The sequence below is a fragment of the Microbispora rosea genome (genome assembly GCF_900156315.1).
Taxonomy (GTDB): Bacteria; Actinomycetota; Actinomycetes; order Streptosporangiales; family Streptosporangiaceae; genus Microbispora; species Microbispora rosea.
This window is the reverse complement of sequence record NZ_FTNI01000038.1, coordinates 59,302-73,650: the sequence shown is the minus strand read 5'-3', so window position 1 is coordinate 73,650 and position 14,349 is coordinate 59,302. Positions and strand designations below refer to the sequence as shown.

The 14,349-nt window shown below is 69.8% G+C and carries 13 protein-coding genes; 5 read left to right on the top strand and 8 right to left on the bottom strand.

Features of this window, described 5'->3' with window-relative positions; all coding sequences use genetic code 11:
• From BXA11_RS36770 to BXA11_RS36755, 4 genes are all read left to right on the top strand, one after another.
• Positions 1–501 (top strand): fructose 1,6-bisphosphatase (locus BXA11_RS36770; RefSeq protein WP_143734731.1); only part of this gene is annotated, 501 nt, incomplete at its 5' end.
• A 27-nt stretch (positions 502–528) separates the two neighbouring features.
• Positions 529–738, top strand: a complete 210-nt coding sequence (locus BXA11_RS36765; RefSeq protein ID WP_076442106.1) for a DUF1918 domain-containing protein — start codon at positions 529–531, stop codon at positions 736–738.
• Positions 739–907: 169 nt separating this feature from the next.
• Positions 908–1,201, top strand: a complete 294-nt coding sequence (locus BXA11_RS36760; protein ID WP_076442104.1) for a DUF1876 domain-containing protein — start codon at positions 908–910, stop codon at positions 1,199–1,201.
• Positions 1,202–1,254: 53 nt separating this feature from the next.
• Positions 1,255–2,130 (top strand): universal stress protein, encoded by an 876-nt coding sequence (locus tag BXA11_RS36755; protein WP_076442136.1) that lies wholly within the window; start codon positions 1,255–1,257, stop codon positions 2,128–2,130.
• A gap of 230 nt (positions 2,131–2,360) precedes the next feature.
• On the opposite strand, the gene BXA11_RS36750 is transcribed toward BXA11_RS36755, so the two are convergent.
• Positions 2,361–3,947, bottom strand: a complete 1,587-nt coding sequence (locus BXA11_RS36750; RefSeq protein WP_239105272.1) for a bifunctional aminoglycoside phosphotransferase/ATP-binding protein — start codon at positions 3,945–3,947, stop codon at positions 2,361–2,363.
• Between the two features lie 216 nt (positions 3,948–4,163).
• Here BXA11_RS36750 and BXA11_RS36745 point away from each other — a divergent pair, with 216 nt between their 5' ends.
• Positions 4,164–4,814: a pyridoxamine 5'-phosphate oxidase family protein gene (locus BXA11_RS36745; RefSeq protein WP_076442101.1), complete on the top strand. Its 651-nt coding sequence runs from the start codon at positions 4,164–4,166 to the stop codon at positions 4,812–4,814.
• 133 nt (positions 4,815–4,947) lie between these two features.
• Here BXA11_RS36745 and BXA11_RS36740 read toward each other — a convergent pair whose 3' ends face one another.
• From BXA11_RS36740 to BXA11_RS36710, 7 genes are all read right to left on the bottom strand, one after another.
• Positions 4,948–6,297 (bottom strand): nicotinate phosphoribosyltransferase, encoded by a 1,350-nt coding sequence (locus tag BXA11_RS36740; protein WP_076442099.1) that lies wholly within the window; start codon positions 6,295–6,297, stop codon positions 4,948–4,950.
• Between the two features lie 150 nt (positions 6,298–6,447).
• Positions 6,448–7,311 (bottom strand): universal stress protein, encoded by an 864-nt coding sequence (locus tag BXA11_RS36735; protein ID WP_076442097.1) that lies wholly within the window; start codon positions 7,309–7,311, stop codon positions 6,448–6,450.
• Between the two features lie 88 nt (positions 7,312–7,399).
• Positions 7,400–8,458, bottom strand: coding sequence for a serine hydrolase domain-containing protein (locus BXA11_RS36730; protein WP_159454900.1), 1,059 nt, complete (start codon positions 8,456–8,458; stop codon positions 7,400–7,402).
• A gap of 311 nt (positions 8,459–8,769) precedes the next feature.
• Positions 8,770–9,624 carry an ABC transporter permease gene (locus BXA11_RS36725; RefSeq protein WP_076442093.1) on the bottom strand — a complete coding sequence of 285 codons (855 nt, stop codon included), beginning with the start codon at positions 9,622–9,624 and terminating at the stop codon, positions 8,770–8,772.
• The gene (locus tag BXA11_RS36720; protein ID WP_239105273.1) at positions 9,624–10,619 is read right to left on the bottom strand and encodes an ABC transporter ATP-binding protein; all 996 of its coding nucleotides are present in this window, start codon (positions 10,617–10,619) and stop codon (positions 9,624–9,626) included. Before BXA11_RS36720 ends, BXA11_RS36725 begins: the two co-directional genes overlap by 1 nt.
• A gap of 60 nt (positions 10,620–10,679) precedes the next feature.
• Complete coding sequence (locus BXA11_RS36715; RefSeq protein WP_076442091.1) at positions 10,680–13,892, bottom strand: type 2 lanthipeptide synthetase LanM family protein; 3,213 nt, start codon at positions 13,890–13,892, stop codon at positions 10,680–10,682.
• Between the two features lie 120 nt (positions 13,893–14,012).
• The gene (locus BXA11_RS36710) at positions 14,013–14,240 is read right to left on the bottom strand and encodes a cinnamycin family lantibiotic (RefSeq protein WP_076442089.1); all 228 of its coding nucleotides are present in this window, start codon (positions 14,238–14,240) and stop codon (positions 14,013–14,015) included.
• Positions 14,241–14,349 lie beyond the last annotated feature (109 nt).

Genomic DNA, 14,349 nt, shown 5'->3' with positions numbered 1-14,349 from the left:
ACCGCGGCGGCGACCAGCACCCAGCGTCTGTCGCTGATCGCGGGCAAGTACGTCGGCAAGGACGATCCCGTCATGATCGTGCGCTGCCAGTCGGGCCTGCCGGCCGTGGGCGAGGCGCTGGAGCCGTTCACCTTCGCCTACTCGGTGGCGGGGTGCATGCGCGGCTCGCACCACGCGCCCTTGATGCCGGTGGCCGTCGGGCAGGCGCATCCGTCGCGGTTCGACGGTCCGCCGCGCGTGGTCGCGCTCGGCTTCCAGATCAAGGACGGCAGGCTGATCGGCCCGCGCGACATGTTCGACGACCCGGCGTTGGGCGGAGCCCGGCGACAGGCCGGCGAGGTGATGGACTACCTGCGCCGCCATGGCCCGTTCGAGCCGCACCGGCTGCCGCTCGAGGAGCTGGAGTACACCACGATGACCTCCCTCACCAAGCGCCTGGCACACCGCTGGACGCCGATGACGACCGAGGTCGCGACCCCGGTCGGCAGCGGGACCGAATAGGCCGACTACGGGAGAGACGGGACAGCCATGAAAGCGGCAGTCGGCGACCGATTGATCATCGAGAGCCGTCACCTCGACGGGCCTCGCCGCACCGGTATTATCACGGGCCTCTATCACAGCGACGGGTCCCCGCCGTATGTGGTCAGGTGGTTGGACGAGGAGCATGAGACTCTCATTTTCCCGGGCCCGGGTGCCCACGTGGAGCACCGTCGCGAGTACGGAGAGCACGGTAGGTGACAAGACGCCTCCAGGTGTTTCACCGTGGAAGCGCCTGATGCAGGGGTGCCCGCCCCCGCTGTGTGAGTGCCGGGGAAAGAGGCGTGTCGGCGCCGCGCTCGCGCAGCCTCTGCGGCCGCTGAGCTGCGGCAGATCCGGCTCTCCAGGGTTCGCGTCACGGGGAGGCAGGATGACGACCAAGCGCTGGAACATTGGCATCGACATCACCGAGCAGGACGACGAGACCTACGCGTGCGCCAGGCTGACCACGGCCGACGGAGTCGACGTCACGGGCGCCGGTCACGCTCACCGCAGCCCGGACGACCGATCGATCCCCGAGATAGGCGACGAAATCGCCACAGCCAGAGCCCTGGCCAGGCTGAGCCACTGTCTCAACCAGATCGCGGTCAAGAAGATGGCCCCCCAGCAGCACGTGCTCCAGGAAGTGGTCGAACCGAACCTGCCGTGGGAGTTGCCCGAGTGAGACACCTCCCGATCCGGATCGACCACCAACGCTCGGGACGGGAGAACAACACCATGAGCACATGCATCGTGGTCGGCGTGGACGGATCGGCACAGGCCCTGTGCGCTGTGGATTGGGCCGCCGCCGAAGCCGGGCGCAGGCGTCTGCCGTTGCGCATCGTGCACATCGCGGTCCGCTGGGAGTACAACGTCGCGATCCGAGAACCCGGCCTGGAGGCGCCACGGCCGGAGGCCGCAGGACTGGAGGTCCTCAGGATCGCCGAGGACCGCGCCCGCACCTTCGCATCCGTCGACGTCGGCTGCAGGCTCGGGATCGGCCCCATCTCCGCCACGCTGCTTCAGGAGGCGGCCGACGCCGCCTTGCTGGTGCTGGGCTCGCACGGCACCGGGGGTTTCACGCGGTTGCTGCTCGGCTCGGTGAGCCGCCAGATCGCGGAACACGCCGCGTGCCCTGTCGTCGTCGTGCCCGAGAAGCCGGACGTCAGGACCGGCCGATTCGGGATCGTCGTCGGTGTCGACGGCTCGGAAGCCTCCGTAGACGCCGTGGGATTCGCGTTCGAGGAGGCGTCTCTGCGCTCGGTCGGCCTGCGTGCCGTACACGCCTGGGCCCACCCCGCGTACCCGAGGGAGGTGCGCCCGGGCCGCTACGACACGACGGCGGTCGAACGAGAAGGCGCCAGGCTCCTGTCGGAGTCGCTGGCGGGTTGGAAGGCCAAATACCCGGACGTTTCAGTGGCCGAAGAGGTGATCGAAGGCGTCCCCGCGTCGGTTCTGGTCGACGCGTCGAGCGACGCGGAGCTTCTCGTCGTCGGAGCCAGAGGACGCGGCGGCTTTGCCAAGCTCCGCCTCGGCTCGGTCAGCCACGCCGTCCTTCACCACGCGGAAGGACCTGTGGCCGTCGTACGTAGCCTTCATGCCAAACGGCGGTAGGCGGGCGCGAGCGCCACGCGCCGCCGCAGGGCATCCTTACGCAACGCTTCAGACGTCCTCTCTTTGGCGACTACTGGCCCAGACACCGCGAACAGCCTCCGCAGGTTGCGGACCCGTGACCCAGGCCGCGCTGCACGAGGCGGCCTGCCCTGTGGCGGTGGTGCCGGGACCACAGGGTGGTTTTCCGGACACCTGACCGGGGCTGTCGCCGTGGGTGCCGCGGTCGTGGTTCAGCCCGGTTCCATCCGGGGGCGCCGAAACCGCCGTGGCACGCCGGCCCAGTGGGCGTGGATCGCCGTCATCGCCCGGTTCAGTGTCTGTTCCTGTGGCGCATCGGTGTCGATCTCGGTCGCGTCCGGCCAGGGCGCCATCGTCGCCGTCATCGCCGTGGCGATCGCCTGGTCCGCGTCCGATATCCCGCCGGTGCGGCGTGCGAGACGTTCGGCGGTCACCTGCGGAGCGGCGGTGCAGCACAGCGCCAGGAGATCGGCGCGGGTACGCCGAGCCAGGCCCACCGCGGCGGTGCGGTGCGCGTCGTCCGTCCAGGAGGCGTCGACGACGACCGGCTCGCCGAGATTGAGCAGCCTCTCGGCTCTGGACAACAGCTCGGTGTAGGTCCGTCGCGTGGACTCCGCGCGGTAGATGCCTTCGCCGAAGGGGGCGGGCGCGGGGTGGTGTGGCGATATGCCGGCGAGTTCCTTGCGCAGGCGGTCGCTGGCCAGCAGCGTGCAGCCGAGTCGGTCGGCGACGGCGGCGGCCAGGGTCGACTTGCCGGTCCCCGGGAGCCCGCCGACGAGGACCAGAGTGACCGCGCCCGCCTGGAGATGGTCCAGCGTGAGCTCGGCCAGACGCCGGGCCTCCCACGCCGCGTCGGAGTCTCCCTGGCCATGGCGCAGGCAGGCGACCTTGGCGCGGACGAAGGCCCGATAGGCGACGTAGTGATGCCACAGGGAGGGCGGTGAGGGGTCGCCGGAGAACTCGGCGTACCAGCGCAGGAACAGCTCTGCCAGGCGAGGCGCGCCCAGTCGCTCCAGGTCCATGGCCAGGAAGGCGGCGTCGTCCAGGCCGTCGACGAAACGGAGCCGGTCGTCGAATTCCAGGCAGTCGAGGATCCGGGGCCCGTCGTCCAGGCAGAAGATGTCGTCGGCGAGCAGATCGCCGTGGCCGTCCACGATCCGGCCTTCCGTGACCCGGGCGGCGAACAGCGGTTCCCGGCCGTCGAGGAAGCGCAGCGTGAGCCGTTCGATCTCGCCGAGGACCCCGGCGTCGATCACCGGCTCGGGCAGCGCCCGCACCTCGCGGAAGCTGGCGGTCCAGCGGGATCGCAGCGCCTGCACGCTCCCTTGTTCGTCGATCCGGGAACTGTGCGGGGACCGGGCGTGCATGCCCGCGATCATTCGCGCGACGCGGCACACGGCGTCCTCCACCGTTTCTCCCACGCGGACCAGCGCAGACAGGCGGCGTTCGTCCGGCATACGCCGCATCACCACGAGGTGCTCCCAGACCCGTCCGTCCGGGCCGGTAACATCGGCCACTCCTTCGTAGACGTCCGGCGCCAGCCGGCGGTTGAGCTCGACCTCCTTGCGGCACATCGCCCGCCGGGCCTCCAGCGTGGTGAAGTCCAGGAAACCCAGATCAACGGGCTTCTTGAGCTTGAAAGCGTGATCGCCGAGAAGGATCACCACCCCGGCGTGCGTCTCCTTGACCTGCGCCCATGGCCTCATCGAGGTACCCCCGTCCCCGTCGGTGCCAGGCAGCGACCAGGAGCCGCCCGACAGCGTCTCCACGTCTGCTTCCTGGAGACATTCCCCGCGCACCGGCTCCTCCCCTCGGTCGCGGCCCGCCGATGCCCCGGCCGGCCACGATCACGGGCCTGTGGGAGGTGAAGCACAGCGCGGAACAGCTGCCCCGACTCGTAGCGTCCGGACATGACGTCGCATGTGGCGGGCACGCCCGAGGACAGGAGCGCAGATGGGCGCGCGATCACGCACGCGATGCGCTACGCCTTCCGCCGATAGAAGGGAGGGAAGATCATGCCGCGTCAAACCGTCAGGCCTGGTGACCTCGGTCGTCGCATCACCTACCACCGTGAGAAGCTGGGGCTCAGTCGCGAGCAGGTCGCGGAACGTGCGGGGATGGCCACCGGATTCGTGGAATACCTGGAGCAGAGACCGTCGTCGCTCACGCAGGGGGTCCTGCTCCGGCTCGCCGCGGCCTTGGAGACGACGGCGGACGAACTGCTGGGCGGCACCACCGACCGGCCGCCCGGCGGCGGCCCGGCGGCGGCCTATCCCGTGTTGCGCGCACTCGAACCGCGCGAATGCCTGCGACTGGTCGCCCCGGGCGGTGTCGGCAGAGTGGCTTTCACCGGGCCTACCGGCCCTGTCGTCCTCCCTGTCAACTACACGATCCACCGTGGCAACGTCGTCTTCCGCACCCGCCTGGGGGGTTCAATCGGCGAAGGCGCGTTGGAAAGCGCCACTACCATGATCGGTTTCGAGGTGGATCACATTGACGAGGCCAGGCGAGAGGGCTGGAGCGTGCTGATCCAGGGACCGGCCTGCCCCATCGCGCCCGACGAGCTGCCCGTACCCGGCCTCGAACCATGGCCCGGAGGCGACCGCGGACTCTACATCCGTATCCTGCCGCGCCACATCACCGGTCGCCGCATTCACGGCTTCTGAACCCGTCCGTCTGTCCAAGGGCGCGGAACGTCCCGCCGGAGAACCACGGGGAGCCGGGCGTCAGAGGACCGCCCGGGAGACCCGTCACTCGTGACGGACCGGCCGTCATCACCCGCGCTCCCGAGACGGTGCGTCACGGGGAGGTTCGATCGCTCCGGATCGCTGTCGTTCTCGCGTGTATCTCGTCGCGGACACGCTGGGAGAGCAGGGTAAGGCGTTCGCTGTGGCGGACCTGGGGCGCCCGCGGGTCGCGCAGCGCGAGCGCGGGCGCCGGAAGGCGCGCGAGCTCCGCGGCGCAGCGGTCGCGGGCCGTCGCGATCGCCTCGCTCGGGGCGAGCCGCCTCCCCGCCGCCATCACGGGGGCGAGCAGGGGGCGGTGGCCGGGCGGTACGGGCTCGTCGCGCAGGCCGACGATGTCGCTGGTCTCCCCGCGGAAGATCTGCTTGGCGCCGGGGAGGGTGACCTTCCCCGCGGACAGCTTCATCACCGGACGCCCGTCGTAGTCGACCAGCTTGTAGGCGCTGTTGAGCGAGGGGGCATCGGCCGAGACGCCCACCTTCGTGCCGACCGCGTAGATGTCGATCGGGGCGCCCTGCCGCACCAGGTCGTCGATGGCGTACTCGTCCAGCCCGCCGCTGGCCAGGATCTCCGCGTCGGGCAGACCCGCTTCGTCGAGCATCCGGCGGGCCTGCCGCGACAGGTCCGCCAGGTCTCCGGAGTCGAGCCGTACGACCAGGGGCCGGGGCAGGCGCATCCGCCTGGACACGGCGATGGCCGCCCGGACGCCGGTCAGGGTGTCGTAGGTGTCGACGAGGAAGGTGTTCGCACCAGGCAGATCGGCCGCGAAGGCCGCGAAGGCGGCTTCGTCGTCGCCGAACGCCTGGATATAGGAATGCGCCATCGTGCCGGCGGCGGTCAGGCCGTACCGCCGGGCCGCCTCGACGTTGCTGGTGGCGGCGAATCCGGCGATCGCGCAGGCCCGCGCCACCGACATGGCGGCGCCGATTCCCTGGGTGCGACGGAAGGCGAAGTCGATCAGCCGTGCCCGGCCGGCGGCGAGCACGCACCTGGCGGCCTTGGTCGCCACGGTCGTCTGGAAGGTGATGTGGTTGAGCAGCACGGTCTCGGCCAGCTGGGCCTCGGCGATCGGGCCGCTCACCTCGATGATCGGCTCACCGGCGAACACCGCCGACCCCTCGGGGACCGCCCAGACGTCCCCGGTGAAGCGCATGCGCTCCAGGCTCCGCAGCACGTCGGGGCCATACCGTCCCGTGCGTTCAAGGTAGTCCAGTTCGGTGGCGGTGAAGTGGAAGCCCTCCAGGAACTCCAGGCAGTCGTCCAGCCCGGCGGTGACGAGAAAGCCGCGGTTCGCGGGCAGCCTGCGGACGAACAAGCTGAAGGTGGCCCTGCCGGTCATGCCGCGGCGAAGATAGCTCGCCGCCATGTTGATCTCGTACAGGTCGGTGAGCAGCCCGCTGGCCATGGCCTCCTCCTCGATCTTGCTGTGCCGGGTCCCGCGGCCGGCGGCTCAGCCCAGGCGGTATCCCGCCGTGTGAGGCGTTCGCGGTCGACGGCGACCATGGTGTCGTGATGTGGGCCGTTCCCTTGCCCTTGGCCTGTGGGTCCGAAGTGGTCAGTGGCGGACCACGATCACGGGTGCGCACGCGTGATGGAGTACGGCGTGAGCGGTGGCGCCCAGGCCCCCCACCCAGGAGGACATTCCCGTATGTGCGCCGATGACGACCAGGTCGGTCTCCATCGAGGCGTCGATCAAGGCTTTGGCCGGGTGTTCTCGCACGACGCGCTCGGTGAGCGTCACGTCGGGGAAGTTCTCCCGCCGGCCGGCGATGCTCTCCGCGAGCAGGCGCGCCTCCTCGGCCCCGATGCCGTCCACGTCGTAGACGAGCGGCTGCATGTCGCCAGGTCCGGTCGCGACCGGATGCGTCCAGGCGTGCACGGCACGCAGGCGTGCACGCCGCAGCGCGGCCTCGTGGAAGGCGAAGTCCAGAACGGGTTCCTGATCGGGATGCCCCGTGACGCCGACCGCGATCTCCCCCCGGTCACCGGCCCCCGGTTGCCTGACGACGGCCACGGGGCAGGGGGCCCGGGCCGTGAGGTAGCGGCTCACCGACCCCAGCAGCAGCTTGGCGAACCCACCACGACCTCGGCTTCCCACGACGAGCAGTTGAGCACCCCTCGCGGCCGCGACGAGCGCCTCCTCGGCCCCGCCGTCGACGATCTCAGCCGACACCGCCAGATGCGGCCTGCCCGCTCTCGCGTACACCATCGCCTGATCGATCACGGCTCGCGCCGCCGCCTCGGCCTCGGATGCCCAGCGCGCCGGCTGCGGGACGAGCGGCACGTAGTAGGGCCAGCGCAGTGTCACGTACACGATGTGCAGCGGCGCACCGCGGAGCCCGGCCTCCCGAGCGGCCCAGCCGGCGGCCTGAAACGAGGGCGTCGACCCATCCACACCGACGACGACCGGCCCTGCCATCGCGCCACCCCTCACACGTTCGTCTGCCCGCCTGACCAAGATTTCGGCGGTTCGTCCCCTGCCCACCCTGCGTAGAGCGCCCGGCTTCTCAGCCGGCTCCGCAGAGCGCGTGGTCGATCAGCGCGGAGGCCACTCTCGTTTGACGCAGGGACCGGTTCTCGGCGTCCACGAACTCGGTGGACACCGAGACCACGACGCCCCGCCGCCCGTCCTCGGCGAAACCGTCCCTCGTCATGAATCCGACGATGTCTCCGCCATGGCCCCAGTAATTTCCGCCGCACGATAGCGGGATGGAGAACAACCCAAGGCCGTACCGCGCGCCGGGAAAGGCGTGTTGCACCTCCGCGTTGGTGGCAACGGTCCGCTTCATCTGGTCGAGCTCCGCCGGGCGCAGCAGCCTGCCGCTGAGAAGAGCGCGGTAAAACCGGTCGAGGTCGGCGGTGGTCGAGATGACGGCTCCGGCGGCGTCGGCGGTGTAGGGCGCACGGGTTCGGGTGACGTCGATGAGTGTGCCGTCAGGGTAACGGTCGTAACCCTCGGAATGCGGGTCCGGAATGTCCGGGGAAAGGCCCGGCACACTGGTGTCACGCAGGCCGAGCGGACGAAGGATGCGCCGGTCGACCTCCTCGGACCACGGGTGCCCGGTCACCCGTTTGATGATCATCCCGAGCAGGATGTACCCGGCGTTGCAATACCTCCATGACGTCCCGGGCGCGAAGTCGGGCCGGTGCTTCATGGCCTCTTTCACCAACGTGTCCGGCGGGACGATGTCGAACCGGTGCCGGTAGTAGTCGGCCGGTGTCTCATGTCCTTCGTCGCCTTCGTGGATACCGCTCGTGTGCTGGAGCAGCTCACGAACGGTGATCTTGCTGCCGTCGTTGCCGTTGCCATGCACCACGCCGGGCAACCGACGTTCGACCGTGTCGTCCAGCGACAGCTTCCCTTCCCCCACCAACTGCAGGACGACCGTCGCCACGAACGTCTTGGTGGAACTGCCGATTCGGAGATGATCGTCCGGCTTGACCGGGCGCCGGGTGCCGACGTCGCCGAAACCACTGGTGGCCACCTGGTCATCGCTGTCACGGGTCGCACGCGCCTGGACCCCTGTCGCCCCGGTCGCGGTGATCGCATCGGCGTCGCGCTGCAACCGGCTCTGCCCGTACGGCTGTGAGACGACCGTACGCGTCGCGGCCGTCCCACATGCCACCGCCCCGAGCACACTCGCCAGGACCGAGACCGACGCCGCCAGGCGTCGCCGTGACCGCGTTCCGGTTCGTACGGCCGTCGAATGAGGGCGGACCGCCGATCCGCCGCTCATGACCGTTGACCCCGGCGCCGGATTCCAGATCATGCACTCCGCCGATCGAACGGCCCTCGCCCGGGGCCCGCGCGGCTTCAGCGCTCTCACGTACCGTGATGTTCCCCTGACCGTGCGATCCATGTGTGACCTCCGGCCGGTTAGCCGAGCTGGGAGAAGCGCCGGGCGGCCACCACCAGAGTGATCACCGTGAGAGCGGTGACGACGGCCAATTCGGCAGGCGGCGACAGGCGCAGATCCCCCCAGCTGACCGGCTCGGACAGCATCGCCGGTCCGCGCAGGAGCCGATCGATTCCGGCGGTATGCCGCATGGCGTCCACGGCGTAGGTAAGCGGGTCAAGGCGGGACAGCCATGCCAACCAGCCCGGCAGCGCGCTGATCGGGAACATCGCTCCGGACAGAAACGTCAGGGGGGCCATCAGGACGCTCAGCACGGTGGTCAGCGTGCGGGGTCGCCGGACGAAAACCGCCACCGCCGCGGCCAGCACCGTCAGCGCGAACGACGTCAGCGCCAGTTCGGCGGCGAGCATCGCGAACGCCGCGGGCCGGTAGGCGACGTGGAGCAGTCCGGCACTGGCCAGGATCACCACGCCGTGGCAGGTCGCGACCGTCATGCCGCCGAGACACTTGCCGATCAGCAGGGTGCTCCGCGACACAGGGGCGACGAGCATCTCACGGAGGAAACCGTCCTCCCGCTCCCAGACGATCGACGCGCCCACGGACATCGCGGCGGGTTGCGCCGCCATCACCAGCACACCGGGGAAGAGGAACGTCAGATAGTCCGACGTGGACCCCGCGCCGGAGGCGGCGAAGAGCCCTCCCAGACCGATGCCGAGGATGAAGAGGAACATCAGGGACTCCATCAGGGACACCAGCGTGCCGACCCGATCGCGGAGGAAGTGCAGCATCTCCCGCCGCCAGACCATGCGCGCGGCGCCGAGTTCGGCAGCGAGGCCGCTGCTGTACGCGGCGCGTGGCACAGTGCCGTCGGCCATCAGCCGTCTCCCCCGGACTCGTCCCGGATGTGGCGCCCGGTGTGGTGGAGGAAGACGTCGTCGAGGCTGGGCCTCGTGACTGTCACCTCGTAGACCGGGACGTCCAGGCCCGCGCACAACCGGGGTACGAGGCGTGCTCCGTTCTCCGCCTGGACGCGCAGGCCCCGCGGTCCGGCGACGGCCTCGATCCCGAAGCGTTCGCGCAGCGCCACGGCCGCCGCCACGTCGTCGCCGGTGCGCAGGTCGATGCGGTCGGCGGCGAGCGTCGACTTCAGCTCCGCGGGTGTGCCCTGGGCGACGATCCGTCCGTCGTCGACGATGGCGATGCGGTCGCACCGCTCCGCCTCGTCGAGGTAGTGGGTCGTGAGGAAGATCGTGGTCGCCTCGCGTTCACGCACCTCGCGAAGGTGTGCCCAGAGCCGGTCGCGCGCCTGCGGGTCCAAACCGATGGTGGGTTCGTCCAGGAACAGCACCCGTGGCCGATGCAGCAGGCCGCGGGCGATCTCCAGGCGGCGGCGCATCCCGCCGGAGAAGGTCCGTACGAGGTGGTGACGCCGTGCCGTGAGCCCGGCAAGATCGAGCATCGCGTCGATCCGGGCAGCCAGCCCGGCCTTGGGCATGGCATACAGGTCGGCGTGGAAGCGGAGGTTCTCGGCGGCGGTGAGCTCCCCGTCGAGCGTGCTCTCCTGGAAGACGATTCCGAGACTTCGCCGCACCGGGCCGGGCGCGGTCCGGGTGTCGTGACCGGCCACCTCAATGTGGCCCGCGGTGGGCACGGCGAGTGTGCACAGCATCGCGATGATCGTGCTCTTGCCCGCACCGTTCGGACCGAGGAGGCCGAACGTCTCGCCCTGCTCGACCGTGAGGTCGACGCCGCGCACGGCGTCTACGTCCGGATAGGACTTGTGGAGGCCGGTCGCCCGTATCGCGGGAACGCCCTGGCACCGGTGTGCGATGGGCGGCGCCTGGGCGCTCCGATGGCCGGTTCCGAACACGGCTCCTCCCTGAGACCTTTCTCGTCATGCGGTGCGATGACGGCGTCGTGCCCCCTTCTGTCATCCGTCGGGTACTGGATCCAGGAGCAGGGGGGACGGGACCCGGTCGGGGTGGGCCAGGCGCAGGAAGTGCATGCCGAAGCCGGATCTCCCGATCATGAGCCCGGGGAAAAGCCCCGCTGTGTCCTGGATGAGGCCGTTCTGGGTGTCGTCGAAGTGCCGCCATTGCTCGTGCGCCTGGACGTTCGCCTCCAACTGGAAGGTCGGCTCGTCGTGCAGCCTGGCGAAACGCAGGAACAGTTCGGCGTTCCCCGACCGGCCGTGGCAGAGCGTGTCGTTCCTCAGCCGGGGGAAGTTCCGCAGCGTCGCCGTGAGGGCGTAGTGAGTGTCTCGGAGCAGCGACTCGTCATCGCCGTCGAGGAGCGCCCAGCTCGCGATGCGGCTCAGGCCGATGCCGGCGGCGCCGTTGCACCAGGCGTTGGCGTAGTAGCGGCCGTCCTGCTGAACGCCCCCGGGGCTGGTGCGCAGGTCGTACCAGTCCTTCGTGGTCTCGTCGAAGTGCCGGGCCTCATAGGCCAGGGCGCGGCGTCCGGCGGTCACGTAGTCTGTCCGGTCCGTCAGCCGCCCGAGCCGGATCAGCGCCCATCCGATGCCGGCCGCTCCGTGGGCGAAGCCCGTCAGATTGGCCGGGGCGATGCGAGGATCGGGCGGCGGCCAGCTCAGCGTGCCGGCGTCCGCGACGGCGTGGCGCAGCAACACCTTCGCGCACAGATGCGCCTGGTCGACGCCCTCGCCGTCCGCCTCGGCGGCGAGCCCCAGCAGCACCGGGATGAGGCCGGCGGCACCGCTGAAGACGTCCAGCGCCGTGTCGGCCTCGATCCGGGACCCGAGGTCCTCGCTCAATCGCACGGCGAGCCCCAGGAGCTCGCGGTCACCCCAGAGGCGATGCAGGTGAGTGAGCAGGTAGATCAGGCCGCCGACCCCCGTGAAAGCGCCGATCTGCCGGCGGTCGGTGGCCGCGATGGCGTGGGACAGGGCTCGTTCGGCCGCCTGCCGGAACTCCGGTCGCGGAACGATCTGGTCGAGGTAGGCGAGGAACAGCGCGATGCCCGCCGCCCCGTCGTACAGGTCGCCGCCGATGTCGACCCGTGCGGGCCCGTCCGACCTGATCTCATACGACGTCCACGGCGCGGGCTCCGACGGCTCGCGGAGCATGGCGCACAGGCGCTCGCCGATCCGGCTCGCCTGTTCGACGGAGGCGGACACGAAGGCCGGGCTGGCGACCTCGCTCGTGCGCAGGCCGGCCGCGATGTAGCGGCGCTGCTGCTCGCGGTTGTCCGCGGACAGCAGCCGGATCCGCCGCGTGGCGCAGCCGAGCGGAGAGATGTCGAAGGCGATCGCCAGCGGCGTCGTGTGGTCGTGGACGAGCGGCCCGCCGCGGGCGTCCATGGTGAAGATCGGTATATCGAGCCGCCACATCGACTCGACCTCCCGCTCCGCGAGCCGGCCGTCTCGGTCCCAGCTCTGCAGGAAGGTACGAACCGTGCCGATGGTCAGGTCGACCTCCAGGGGGTCGACCAGGCACTTGGGGTGCCGGGCGTGCTGCAGCAGGTTGACGTAGAGCTGGGTGGCCCAGTTGACGAACCGGACGGAGACGCCGCCGAACATCTCCGTCACCGCGTGTACCGCCGCGTCAGGGCGGCGCTCGAACCATTCGTGCACCCGGCCGAACCCGTCCATGATCGCCTCGGTGAAGTCCTCAGGTCGTACGAGCGTGTCGCCGAGCAGCACCCGGTTATAGGTCTCCGGCTCGACGCGGACGCCGGTCATGTGCGTCACCGATGTCTGGAAGCCGTCGCGCCGCTCTTCGAGGCAGGGCACGGGCATCGGCAGCTCGTACGCCTCGCCTCCGGAGTAGCCGCTGGCCCGTATCAGGTCACCGGAGTCCGCCGCACGCGGCCACTCGAGCAGTCCGGTCCTGAACACCGAGTCCAGGAGGGTGCCCGGCGGTCGTGCCTGACCGCGTAAGAGCACGCTGAGGGCGGTCTCACAGTCGCAGACGTGGGCGTGGCCCTCGGCGACCAGAACATTCTCCAGATGCAGGTCGTCTCCGCCCAGTACGTAGAAGATTCCCAGGTGGCCGCCGAGCTCCCGGTAAAGCCGCTCGACCTCCTCACCGGTCGTCACATGGTTACGGCCCGGGGGGATCCGCTCCTCATAGCCGTACCCCGGCCGCGACAGGACGGCATGCGGCGCGAAGTCGAGCACTCCGTCGTCCCGTAGCCGCGCGAGCAGTTTCTGCATGGCCGCCTCGGCGGCGATCGAGCGCGGCTTGTAGACGAAGGAACCGGTCGCACCGCTCACCAGCTGAGCCTCGATAAGGGCGACGGTGCGGGCTCCGGCGTGGTGATCGGAGATACCCGGCCGCCATGACAGGAACGATGAGATGTCCTCACCGAAAATCGTGTGGCCGATCGCCCCGGCATCCGCATCGAGGCGCTCGACGAGCTCGCATCCGAAGTCGGCCAGCAAGGCGGTGATGTGCGCCAGCCAGCGTCCCAGGACCGGGAACCTGAGATGGAAGCGGTGGTAGGCCGCCGCCTCGGCGAAGGTGGCGCCGATGTACGTTCGGAAGTCCTCACGGGTCGCCCGTGCCCTGTCGATGCCCGCCTCGGCGCAGTGAACCTTCGCGTCGGCCTCGACAGCCCACGCGAGTGACAGCTCGAAGCGCTCGAAAAGGTGCCGCTGCAGATCGTCGGTCATGCGACGGCCGAATCGGCCCGGGTGGACGGCCCGGGCGGCGTCCATACGGCGGCCGAGTTCGAGGAGGAACGGCTCGCAGGCGATGGCGAGCCGACCATAGTAGATCTCGGGGCGTCGCCAGCTCGCGTCCGGCGCATCGTGGGCGGAGCGGTCGAACCGGCCGAGTGCGGCCTGGTAGGTCGGCAGCCAGGAGTGCTGCACCTTGGCGAACACCGCCTTGGTGTCGTCGTCGGCATCGCGCAGGCCGAGCTCGTGATGCCGGAAGGCGGTGAGCGCCCGCTGGAGGGCGTCCCGGCCGGGGGCCTCTGGTGGGGGTGGTACCGGTGTCCTGATGTCCGTCTTCGCGGAGAGCCGTTGGGATATCCGGTCGATCTTCCAGGCGTCGAAACGGGGGAGCGGGTCAGGGGACGTTGCCGCTCCACCGGCCTCCAGTTCGGCCAGGATTCGCAGACGTTCGGCGAGGTTCGCGGCAGCGGCGGCTATGTCGATGAAGGAGTGGTGGTCACCCAAGTCGGACTCCCTTTGGTGCGCACGCGTCTCTCGTGCCTGTTCGGCATCTGATCGCCGTCTACCGGCGGCGCGGACGACGGCGGCCGGCCGCGCCGACGTCGGCGCCTTCTTGATCGGCGCTCAATAGGTCTTACGGCAGACGTGGGTGTGGATGCATTGATGAGTGGCCGGACAAGCGTAGATTTCGCTGGCGGCGCCCTTTGCCCAGGATTTCAGCGTCTCCTCGTCGGGCTGCTCGATCGGTTCGGGAAACGCGGAGACTTCGGCACCGAAGGCGGCCGGATCCGCCATGAGTTCGGCGCGGAACTCGTCGTCGACGACGGCCTGAAGTGTCATCGTCCTGTCCATTGCAATCTCCTTTCGAGCTTCGGAGAAATGATCGGCCGGGCTGGGCCGAATATCTGCATCCGGCTTGCCCTGTCGTATTCTCAGTATCACTCCAGGCGCCACATGTGTT